Annotated in this window: 10 protein-coding genes; 3 read left to right on the top strand and 7 right to left on the bottom strand. The window is 72.7% G+C overall.

Features of this window, described 5'->3' with window-relative positions; all coding sequences use genetic code 11:
- From ROTAS13_RS12780 to ROTAS13_RS12755, 6 genes are all read right to left on the bottom strand, one after another.
- A partial coding sequence (locus ROTAS13_RS12780) for a HAMP domain-containing sensor histidine kinase (RefSeq protein ID WP_253187675.1) occupies positions 1-1,393 on the bottom strand: 1,393 nt, incomplete at its 3' end.
- 195 nt (positions 1,394-1,588) lie between these two features.
- Positions 1,589-2,269 carry a response regulator transcription factor gene (locus ROTAS13_RS12775; protein WP_019461493.1) on the bottom strand — a complete coding sequence of 227 codons (681 nt, stop codon included), beginning with the start codon at positions 2,267-2,269 and terminating at the stop codon, positions 1,589-1,591.
- A 154-nt stretch (positions 2,270-2,423) separates the two neighbouring features.
- Positions 2,424-3,848, bottom strand: a complete 1,425-nt coding sequence (gene mgtE / locus ROTAS13_RS12770; RefSeq protein ID WP_216348646.1) for a magnesium transporter — start codon at positions 3,846-3,848, stop codon at positions 2,424-2,426.
- 311 nt (positions 3,849-4,159) lie between these two features.
- On the bottom strand, positions 4,160-5,140 hold the full coding sequence (locus ROTAS13_RS12765) for an ABC transporter ATP-binding protein (protein WP_171979096.1): 981 nt from the start codon (positions 5,138-5,140) through the stop codon (positions 4,160-4,162).
- Positions 5,137-6,192 carry an iron ABC transporter permease gene (locus ROTAS13_RS12760; RefSeq protein WP_075822539.1) on the bottom strand — a complete coding sequence of 352 codons (1,056 nt, stop codon included), beginning with the start codon at positions 6,190-6,192 and terminating at the stop codon, positions 5,137-5,139. Before ROTAS13_RS12760 ends, ROTAS13_RS12765 begins: the two co-directional genes overlap by 4 nt.
- 266 nt (positions 6,193-6,458) lie before the next feature.
- On the bottom strand, positions 6,459-7,529 hold the full coding sequence (locus ROTAS13_RS12755) for a trypsin-like peptidase domain-containing protein (RefSeq protein WP_019461489.1): 1,071 nt from the start codon (positions 7,527-7,529) through the stop codon (positions 6,459-6,461).
- Between the two features lie 348 nt (positions 7,530-7,877).
- Between ROTAS13_RS12755 and ROTAS13_RS12750 the strand changes: the two genes are divergently transcribed.
- A complete protein-coding gene (locus tag ROTAS13_RS12750) occupies positions 7,878-8,885 on the top strand; it encodes an LLM class flavin-dependent oxidoreductase (protein ID WP_075822538.1) in 1,008 nt (335 codons plus the stop codon).
- Positions 8,886-8,974: 89 nt separating this feature from the next.
- Complete coding sequence (locus ROTAS13_RS12745; protein ID WP_075822537.1) at positions 8,975-10,123, top strand: helix-turn-helix transcriptional regulator; 1,149 nt, start codon at positions 8,975-8,977, stop codon at positions 10,121-10,123.
- 190 nt (positions 10,124-10,313) lie between these two features.
- Here the strand turns inward: ROTAS13_RS12745 and ROTAS13_RS28100 are convergent, their stop codons facing one another.
- Complete coding sequence (locus ROTAS13_RS28100; protein ID WP_253187674.1) at positions 10,314-10,535, bottom strand: hypothetical protein; 222 nt, start codon at positions 10,533-10,535, stop codon at positions 10,314-10,316.
- On the opposite strand from ROTAS13_RS28100, the gene ROTAS13_RS28095 reads away from it, so the two are divergent.
- Positions 10,534-10,727, top strand: a 194-nt coding sequence (locus ROTAS13_RS28095; protein ID WP_253187673.1) for a hypothetical protein, incomplete at its 3' end; no start/stop codon positions are given. The two genes, ROTAS13_RS28100 and ROTAS13_RS28095, sit on opposite strands and share 2 nt — an antisense overlap.

Raw genomic sequence — 10,727 nt, 5'->3', positions numbered from 1 at the left:
GCGACAGGCCGAGGCCCGAGCCGGGCGTGGCGCGGGCGCCGTCGGTGCGGAAGAAACGTTCGCCGGCGCGGGCGCGCTCCCCGGGGCTCATGCCGGGTCCCTCGTCGGCCACGGTGACATGCACCGCCTGCCGGTCGCGGAAGGCGCGCAGCCGCACGGTGCTGGCGGGCGGCGAGAACTTCACCGCGTTGTCCAGCAGGTTGGCCACCGCCTGCAGCAGCAGGTCTCGGTCGCCCACCAGCGGCAGGTTGGGCTGGATCTCCGCCATCAGGCTCTGCTCCGCCGCCTCGGCCGAGGCGCCGTAGAGCTCCGCCGCATCGGCCAGCACCGGGGCGAGGTCAAAGGGGGCGAAGGCGGCGCGCCGCGCGCCGGCCTCCACCTCCGCGATCCGCAGCACCGCCTGGAAGACCCGGGCGATGCCGTCCAGGTCGGCGATGCCGCGATCCACCGCCTGACGCAGCAGCTCCGCCGCCTCCCGGTCCGGGGCGCCCTCGGCCTCGGCCAGCGCGTCCTCCAGCTTGGCGCGGGCGCGGGCGATCGGCGTGCGCAGGTCGTGGGCGATGGCGTCGGACACGCCGCGCACCCCCTCCATCAGCGTCGCGATGCGGTCCAGCATGTTGTTCATGGCGCTGCCGAGGCGGTCGAACTCGTCCTCCCGGCCCGAGAGCGGCACGCGCTGGCTCAGGTCGCCCTGCGCGATCGCGGCGGCGGTGTCGGCGGCGGGCTGGAGCCGGTCCTCCAGCGCCCGGCGCAGCACCCAGGCCCCGGCGAAGGCGAAGAAGGCGGCCGCCGCGGCGGACCAGGCGAGGCCCTCGTTCAGCAGCTCGCGCAGCCGCAGCTTGTCCTCCACGTCGCGGCCCAGCAGCAGCACGTCGCCGTTGGGGAAGTCGAGGCGGAAGATCCGCGCCTCGGTCAGCACGCCTTCCCGCAGCAGGGACAGGGACTGCCAGCGCGGCCCGGCGAGATAGGTGTCGAAATAGCCGTCGCGCGGCGCCTCCAGGTTGCCGGCCAGCCGGTGCCCCGTGACGTCGGTGAGGAGGTAGAGGCTCTGGTCCTCCACATCCTCGGCCAGATGCTGGGCGATGGCCTCGATCAGCCCGTCGCGCCCGGCCTCGCGCCAGCGTTCCTGGAAGACCGCGGCATCGCTGCGGATGGTGGCATCCGTCTGCCGGTCCAGCGCCCCGGCGGTGCCCCACCAGAGCACGGCGGCGAAGACCAGCCCGGCCAGCAGGAAGACGGTGGCGAAGAAGGCGGCCGCGCGGAAGCCGGCGCCGCCCACCAGCCGCGCCAGCCGCTGGCCAAGCAGCCGCAGCCCGGCCAATGGCTGGCGCGGCCGCTTCGGTGGTCCGTTCGGCGACCTGCCGGAGGGGCTGGCCGGCGGCGTGTCAGGCAACCCGGCGGGCAACCCGCCCGCTGGCCCGCGTGGCGGCGGCCCGTGCGCCGGTCCCTGCTCCGGTCCGGCCGGCGGCCCGGCGCTCATCGCGGCATCACGCCTCCGCCCCCACCGGCGCGGAACCCGCGCGGCCGGGACGGGGTGGAGGCCGGTTCCCGTTGCCGGCCCCCCTGGAAGGGCATGGAGAGCCTCCCGTCAGGGGTCCGCGCGCAGCATGTAGCCGGCATTGCGGATGGTATGGATCAGCGGCTTGTCGAAGCCCTTGTCCAGCTTCTGGCGGAGGCGGGAGACATGCACGTCGATCACGTTGGTCTGCGGGTCGAAGTGATAGTCCCAGACCTTCTCCAGCAGCATGGTGCGGGTCACCACCTGCCCGGCATGGCGCATCAGGTGCTCCAGCAGGCGGAACTCGCGCGGCTGGATCTCGATGCGCTTGTCGCCGCGCGTCACGGTGCGGGAAAGCAGGTCGAGCTCCAGGTCCGCGACCTTCAGCCGCGTGGCGGGCGCGTCCACCGCCGGGCGGCGGCCCAGCGCCTCGACACGGGCCAGCAGCTCGGCGAAGGCGAAGGGCTTGGCGAGGTAGTCGTCGCCCCCGGCCTTGAGCCCCTTCACCCGCTCGTCCACGGCGCTGAGGGCGGAAAGGAACAGGACGGGCGTCCGGTTCCCCTGGGTGCGCAGGGTCTCCACCAGCCGCACGCCATCGACGCCGCCGGGCAGCATCCGGTCCAGTACCAGCAGGTCGAAGGGTTCCGAGGCGGCGAGGAACAGGCCGTCGCGGCCATTGGACGAATGCTCGACGGTATGCCCGGCCTCGCGCAGGCCCTTGGTCACGAAGCGGGCGACCTCGGCGTCGTCCTCCACAAGCAGAATCCGCATTCCAGGTCTCCCGGCGGGATGTTGTGCTTAGCCCAGACCGTGCTGGATGGGCAGGCTGATGAAATTCCGGCCTTTTGTGAAGACCGGGGTTCCGTGAAGACCGGGGCGGCCGCCCCTCGGCGCCCTTTCCGGGTCTGCCGTGGGCGGGGCCGGGTCACAGCAGGGTCCCGCGCAGGATGGCGGAGGCCACGGAGAAGTAGATGACCAGGCCGGTGACATCCACCAGGGTCGCCACGAAGGGGGCGGAGGCGCTGGCGGGGTCGAAGCCGATGCGCTTCAGGATGAAGGGCAGCATGGAGCCCGCCAGCGAGCCGAAGGTCACGATGCCCACCAGGGCCGTGCCCACGGTCAGGGCGATCAGCATCCAGTGCTCGCCATAGTCGAAGAAGCCGAACTCCTGCCAGACCAGGATGCGCAGCATGCCGATGGTGCCCAGGATGGCGCCCAGGGTGAGGCCGGTCGGCAGCTCGCGCAGCGCCACGCGCCACCAGTCGCGCAGCCGCAGCTCGCCCAGCGCCAGGGCGCGGATCAGCAGCGATGTGGCCTGGGAGCCGGAATTGCCGCCCGAGCTCATGATCAGCGGGATGAACAGCGTCAGCACCACGGCGCGCTCCAGCGCGTCCTCGTAGTGCTGCATGGCGCTGGCGGTGAGCATCTCGCTGAGGAACAGGGCGCAGAGCCAGCCGGCGCGCTTGCGGATCATCCCGCCGAAGCCGAGCTCGGTATAGGGCTCGTCGCTCGCCTCCATGCCGCCGAAGCGCTGCACGTCCTCGGTGCCTTCCTCGACGATGGCGTCGAGCACGTCGTCCACCGTCACGATGCCGAGGATGCGGCGGGCGTCGTCCACCACCGGCACGGCCAGCAGGTCGTGGCGGCGGAACAGGCGGGCCACCTCCTCGCGGCTGGTCAGCGGCTTGACCGTGACGGGCTCGGTCTCGCGCGTGGCGGAGAGGATGAAGTCCCCCGGCTCCGCCGTGATGAGGCGGCGCATGGTGGCCGCGCGCACCAGGGCGCGCGTGCGCGGCTCCACCACATAGATGGCGTAGATCGTCTCGCGCGTGCGCTCGACCCTGCGAACATGCGCCAGGGTCTGCGCCACCGTCCAGTTGGCGGGGACGCTGACGAACTCGGTGGTCATGATGCTGCCGGCGGTGCGCGGCGGATAGGAGAGCAGGCGCTGCACCGCCAGCGCCATCTCGGCGCTGAGCCGCGCCACCAGCGCCGCCCGCTCCGTGCCCTCCAGGTCGCGCAGCATGTCGGCCACGCGGTCGGCGGACATGCCTTCCAGCAGCACCGCGGCGCGGTCGCGCGGCAGGAAGTGGACGATCTCCGCCGGGTCGTCGAGCTCGGGCTTGTCGAGGATCTCGACGGCGCGATCGTCGGGCAGCAGCGCGAGGGCGGCGGCCGACTCCTGGGGGGAGAGGGTGTTCAGCCGCTCCACTGCATCGGCGACGTGGCCCTGGGCGAGCTGTTCGGCGAGGATGCCGGCCGCGCCCTGTTCGCGCGGGTCCAGCACCGGGCCGGGAGCAGCGGTCCGGTCGGCCTGGTTGCCGCCGGGGGTGTTCCTGTTCGTGTCCATGTTTCACCGTTCCGTCATGCCGTTGGCAGCGGAACGCGGGGAACCGGACCCGGAGGCGGGATCAGTCCGCGGCGGCCACCAACGGCGGGCGAGATCGACTGTGACTGTCGCTTGGCATGAGCTTCGTCTGGGGGTTCGGCGCCGCGCCGGACCCGGAGGGGAGCGCGCGGCGGAAAGGCGCATGATCCTTTCGCACCGCAGTGTCAAGCAGGGGCAAGGGCGTGTTCCCGGGGACCGTCACCCGGGGAGTGGCGGGGAAACTGGCGGAAACCGCTGCCAGCCTTCCGGATGGGTAAGGATGTTGCAACGTTTTAGGATGGCGTTAACGAACGGGCGGCAATTTCGGGGCATGAGCATGGTCCCTGCCCCCTGGGTACCGGCCCGCCCGCCGCCGATTCACGCCCTTCCTCACCGGCGCCTTCGCCGGGCGGCAGCCGGGCGCGGGGTTCAGGCCGCCTGCCTGGGCAGGGGGCGTCCGCGAGCACCAGCAGGCTGCCCTGGGAGCAGAACTCGATCCGCGCCGCCACGCCATAGACCTCGGCCAGGATCGCCGGGGTCAGCGTGTCCTCGGGCGTGCCGTCCGCCCGTACCGTGCCGTCGTGCAGCACCACCACCCGGTCCGAGAAGCGGGCGGCGAGGCTGAGGTCGTGCAGCACCACCACGCCGATCAGCCCGTGTTCCAGCACCGTCTGCCGCACCAGCCCCATCACCGAGAGCTGGAAGCGCAGGTCGAGCGCCGAGGTCGGCTCGTCGAGCAGCAGCACCTCCGGCTCCCTCACCAGGGCCTGGGCGAGGCCGGCGAGCTGGCGCTGGCCGCCGGACAGCCGGTCCAGCCCCCGCAGGGCGAGGTCGGAGATGCCCAGCCGCTCCAGGATCGCGAGGCCGCGGCGGGCGGCTTCCTCGCCCGAGACGGCGCCGGAGGCGGGGGCCACGGCCTTCAGCGCGCCGACCAGCGTTTCCAGCACGGTGAGCGCCACGCCCTGGGGCAGGCCCTGCGGCATGTAGGAGACGTGGCGCGCGCGGCGGCCGACCGACATGGCGGAGAGGTCCTGCCCGCCGAGATGCACCCGGCCCTTCGCCGGCACCAGCCCGGCGAGGCCGCGCAGCAGGGTGGACTTGCCGGCGCCGTTGGGGCCGACCAGGGCGGTCAGCGTGCCGGGCAGCATCGGGCGCAGCGACAGGTCGCGGACGATCTGCCGCTTGCCGTAGCCGACCGAGACATGCTCCACGGCCAAGGGCTGGCGATTGTCCGTGTGGGGGGTGCCCGTGGGGTGGATGGCTTCGTCCCTCATGCCGCGCGCGCCCGGCCGAAGACCAGCGCCACGAAGACGGGCACGCCGATCAGTGCGGTGACGATGCCGATCGGGATCAGCAGCCCCGGCACGATCATCTTGGAGGCGATGGAGGAAAGCGAGAGCAGCACCGCGCCGCAAAGGGCGGAAGCAGGCAGGAAGTAGCGGTGGTCCTCGCCCACCATCAGCCGCGCCGCGTGCGGGCCGACCAGCCCGACGAAGCCGATCGTGCCGACGAAGGCGACGGAGACGGCGGCGAGCAGCGAGACGCGCAGCAGCGAGCCGCGCCGCAGCGCCGCGGAATCAACGCCGAAGGACCGGGCGCGGTCCTCGCCGAGGCGCAGCGCCGTCAGCTTCCAGGTGGCGCGGGCGCAGAAGGGGACGCAGACCGCGAGGGCCAGCGCCATGATGCCGATCTTCGGCCAGGTGGCGCGGGCGAGCGATCCCATGGACCAGAAGACGAGCTGCTGCAGCGCCTGTTCCGTGGCCACGAACTGCAGCAGCGCGACCAGCGCGTTCATGGCGAAGACCAGGGCGATGCCGAACAGCACCAGCGAATCCACCCCGGCGCCGCGCAGCCGCGACATGAAGTGCAGCAGCAGCATCGAGGCGAAGGCGAAGACGAAGGCATTGGCCGGGATCAGCCATTCCTGCGGCACCCAGGGCACGCCGCGGCCCAGCACGATGGCCAGCGCCGCGCCGAGCGAGGCGGCCGAGGAGACGCCGAGGGTGAAGGGGCTGGCCAGCGGGTTGTTCAGCACCGTCTGCATCTCCGCCCCGGCGAGCGCCAGGGCGGCGCCGACGAGCACCGCCATCAGCGCATAGGGCAGGCGGACATCCCAGACGATGACACGCATCGGGCCGGTCGCGCCATCGGGCGAGAGGATGGTGGCGAACACGTCGGCGAAGGGCAGGCGGGAGGGGCCGGTCATCACGTCGCAAACCAGCGCCACCACCAGCAGCAGGGTCAGGCCGGCCAGCACGGCGCCGCGGCGGAGCAGCAGGCGCCGGTAATCCGCCGCGGCGAGGTCGTGCGAAGTGGCGGCGCTCACTTCGGGGCGGCCTCGCGGGACGGGCCTCTGCGGCCTTCTCCGGTCGGCGGGGTTCCGGGGAAAGGGGCTCCGGTGGGCGAGGCGATGTCGCGAACGCGGTATGGCGGCGGGGTCGGCGGCATGGGCAGCTGCTTACACCAATTCGCCGCGTGCTGATAATCATTCGCGGATGGCGCCGCGCTCCCGCGCCATGCTCCGAGGGCATGGCCCCAGAAGACGACGCGAAAGGATGACCCCGGAGCGCGGCGGCGGGCCGGGCGGCGGCCTCAGCCGGCGCCGCTGGGCCGGCGGCCGACCTGGACGGGGATCTCCTGCTGCCGCCCGTCGCGGATCAGGGTCAGCCGCACGGTCTGCCCCGGCGCCACCCCGGCCACGGAGCGGATCAGCACGCGCGAGGTGTCCACCCTTTCTCCATCCAGCGCGATCACCAGGTCGCCCTGGCGCAGCCCGGCGCGGGCGGCGGGGCTGTTGCGCTCCACCCCCTGCACCAGTACGCCGCGCCGGCCGCGGCCGCCTTCCGGCGTGGCATCCTGCACGGCGACGCCGAGCCAGCCGCGCTCCACCCGCCCGTCGCGGCGGAGCTGCTCGATCACCGGGCGCGCGAGGTCCGAGGGCGTGGCGAAGCCGATCCCGGCCGAGCCGCCGGAAGGCGAGAAGATGGCGGTGTTGATGCCGATCACCTCGCCGTCGATGTTGAAGAGCGGGCCGCCGGAATTGCCGGGGTTGATGGCGGCATCGGTCTGGATGAAGTCGTCGAAGGGGCCGGCGCCGATCTCGCGCCCGCGGGCGGAAACGATGCCCGAGGTGACGGTGCCGCCCAGGCCGAAGGGATTGCCCGCCGCCAGCACCCACTGCCCCACGCGCAGCTTGCCGGAGGAGCCCCAGGGGACGGATTTCAGCGTCTCCTTGCTCTCGATCCGCAGGAGGGCGAGGTCGGTGAGGTCGTCGGTGCCGACCACACGGGCCGGCATCTCGGTGCCGTCCTGCAGGGCGACCACCACGCGGCTGGCATTGCCGACCACATGGTTGTTGGTCACCACCAGGCCGGAAGGGTCGATGATGAAGCCCGAGCCGGCGCCCTGGACCTGCTGGCGGCCCCGGCGCTCGCGAAAGAAGCGCTCGTAGGGGGTGCCGCGCATGTCGGGGGGGATCTGGACCTGCTGCTCCCCGGTGACGGCGATGTTCACCACGGCGGGCAGGACCTTCTCGGCGAGGTCGGCGAAGTCGAGCACCGCCACCCGCTGCGCCTCGGCGGGATAGGGGCGGGCGGTGCAACCCGCCATGGCAAGGCCCGTGAAGGCAAGCAGGGCGCTGCGTCGGCTGCTGTGCTGGATCATGGGCGGATCATCCCCGATCCCGGGCGGCGCAAAAAGGGCCGAAGCCTTGGATTGCGCCGGCCGTGCCGCCGACGCGGTGGTGGCGTGCCGGGGCTGTGGCGAAAAAGTCATCCTGCGGTGCGCTCCTCCGGTCGGACCTTTCCAACTGGGCCCGGTGGCGGCGCGGAAAAGCCCCGCCGGTGCCGGGAAGCGGCGTGTTCCCGGCCGTCCGGGGGTTCCGGGCGAGTCCTCCGCCGGACGGGCGCGGGGCTGCCCTGCGGCAAGGACGGGACGGCGGGGCCGCGGCACCCTATCTGTAGCCGGACGGCCCGTGGCAATCCCGCCCGGGGCCACAGGACGGAAGGACGCATGGTCCCCTTCACCCTTCTCGACCTCTCGCCCATTCCGCAGGGCGCGGATGCCGGCACGGCGCTGCGCAACACGATCGACCTCGCCCGCCATGCCGAAGCCTGGGGCTACCGGCGCTTCTGGCTGGCCGAGCACCACAACATGCCCGGCATCGCCAGCGCCGCCACGGCGGTGGTGATCGGCCAGGTGGCGGCCGCGACCTCCCGCATCCGGGTCGGCGCGGCGGGCATCATGCTGCCCAACCACGCGCCGCTGGTGATCGCGGAGCAGTTCGGCACGCTGGCGGCGCTCTTTCCCGGGCGCGTCGACCTGGGGCTGGGCCGGGCGCCGGGCAGCGACATGCGGGCCGCGCGGGCCCTGCGCCGCAACCTCGACAGCGACCCGGACGGCTTCCCGCGCGACGTGGTGGAGCTGCAATCCTATTTCCGCCCCGCGCGGCCGGGGCAGCCGCTCCAGGCCGTGCCGGGAGCAGGGCAGGAGGTGCCGCTCTGGATTCTCGGCTCCTCTCTCTATGGCGCGCAGCTCGCGGCGGCGTTGGGCCTGCCCTATGCCTTCGCCTCGCATTTCGCGCCGGATGCGCTGGACGAGGCGCTGCGCGTCTACCGGGGGCAGTTCCGCCCCTCGGAGCAGCTCGACCGGCCCCATGTGGCCGCCGCGATCAATGTCTTCGCGGACGAGACGGAGGCCGGGGCGCGGCGGCTCTTCACCTCGCTGCAGCAGCAGTTCCTGAACCTGCGCCGCGGCACGCCGGGCCAGTTGCCGCCGCCGGTGGACAGCATGGACCGGCTGTGGACCGCTGCCGAGCGGGCCGGCACGGAGCGGGCGCTGTCCTGTTCCGCGGTGGGCACGCCGGCGCAGGTGCGGGCGGGGCTGGAAGCCTTCCTGGAGCGGACCGGGGCGGACGAGCTGGTGCTGACCGGGCAGATCTTCGACCACGAGGCCCGGCTGCGCTCCTTCCGCCTCGTGGCGGAATTGGGCAAGGACCTTCTCCCTCGGCACGGCGGCTGAGCGGTCCGGGGAAAGCCCGGCGAGGCCGCCGGACGGTCTTGCCGGAAGAAGGATGCCGGGCGGCTTGATCGCCCGGCCATCCTGCGGCCATGCTGGGATGCCCGCCGGGAGGCGGACAAGGGAGCGATCCTGGCCTGACGGACGACGATCTCGATGCCCTGACCGACCGGATCTACGAGGCGGCGCTGCGCCCCGAGCTCTGGGAAGCCGTGCTCCGGGAGATGGAGGAGCTGTTCCGGGTCGGCGATGGCGGCGTGTCCCTGGTCACCATGGGGCGGCGGATCGAGTATATCAGCTCGCCGGGCCTACGGGACGCGGCGGGGGAATGGTTCGCCGAAGGCTGGCACCAGCGTTCGGACCTGCCGCGGCGGCTGCTGGAGCGTCCCGAGAAGCGTTTCCTGCAATACACGGAGCTCTACACCCGCGAGGAGATGGCGGCGGATCCGCACCACCAGGAGTTCCTCCGGCCGAGGGACCTGGGCTGGGGCACCTATTCGATGGTGGACTTGCCGAATGGGGAAAGGCTGATGTTCAGCGTCCAGCGGCAGCTTTCCCGGGGGCCGCTCGATGCCGGGCAGGTCCGGCTCCTGCAAGCACTGCGGCCGCATCTGGCGCGTGCCGCCACGGTCACCGCCCGGATGGGCCGGAGCCAGCTCGACCGCCAGCTGGATCTGCTGGAGGAGATCGACCTTCCTGCTGCGGTGCTGGGCCTGGGCGGGCGCGTGGTGGTGGCGAACGCGGGCTTCCGGGTGCGGCGGGAGGCGAAGGGTGGCGGGGACCGGCTGGCCCTGGCGGACGAGGCGGCGGAGCGGCAGGTCCTCGCGGCGCTGGAGGCGATCGCGGCGTCGCGGCTGCCGCCGGTGCTGTCCTTCGCCGTCGCGCCCGGGGTGTCGCAGCTCCCCATGATCCTGCGCCTGCTACCCTTGCGCCGGGGGGCGCAGCAGCTCTTCACGGGGGCACTGGCGGTGCTGGTGCTCCACGATATCCAGCCGCCCCCGTTGCCGGAGGCGGCGATCCTGAGCGACCTCTTCGGCCTGACGCCGGCCCAGATCCGGCTGGCGAGGCTGCTGATGCAGGGCCATAGCCTGCCGCAGGCGGCCTCGGCCACAGGGCTGTCACGCGAAACGCTGCGGACGCAGCTCCGCTCCATCTTTGAGAAGACCGGCACCGGGCGGCAGGCGGAGCTGGTGGCCCTGTTCAGCCGCCTGGCCCTGTGGACGAGGCCGCAGCGGCGATAGGTCGCCCGCCAGGAATGGCCGCCTGGCCCGGATGTTCGCGGCAAGCCGGAGCGGGGCCTTACAGGGCGATGCCACGGCGGCGCAGTTCCTGCCGGTGCTTGGCGATCGCGCCCTCCGCCACCTTCCGGCCTCCGCTCCCCGCACGGAATGGTTGTGGGTTCGCCATGCGGGAAGGGTCATCCGGTTTCGTTCAGGAAACGTAGCGCGCCTCGGTCAGATCGATCTCGCGCACCAGGTGCCTCAGCGTCTCGTCCTCGATGCGGCGGGCGCGGCGCAGGCGGTAGAGCTCGTCGCGCTCGGCCCGCAGGCCGGCGAGGCGCAGGTGCCGCTCGACGGCCACGCGCTTCTGGGCGCGTTCCTGTTCCTCCGGCTCCGGTGCATGGGTGTCGCTGGCGCGGCAATAGGGTTCCATGGCTTGGGAGGCAGCCTCGGCGAAGAGGTCGGCGTCGTCGCGCCCCTCGGCCAGTTCGTGCTGCTCGCGCTCGATGGCGCGGATGGCGGCGCTGGCGGCGGCGGCGCGGGCCTCGTCCTCCTCGTGCTGGTGCGTGGGCTGCGGCGGCCTGTCTCTTGATCACATCTACGCACAGCTCCACCGTAAGGCGAA

This window comes from Roseomonas sp. TAS13 (assembly GCF_001950415.1).
In the GTDB taxonomy this organism is placed as follows: domain Bacteria; phylum Pseudomonadota; class Alphaproteobacteria; order Acetobacterales; family Acetobacteraceae; genus Roseomonas; species Roseomonas mucosa.
Note: the sequence above shows the minus strand (reverse complement) of the source record. Positions and strands in the feature narration are given on the sequence as shown.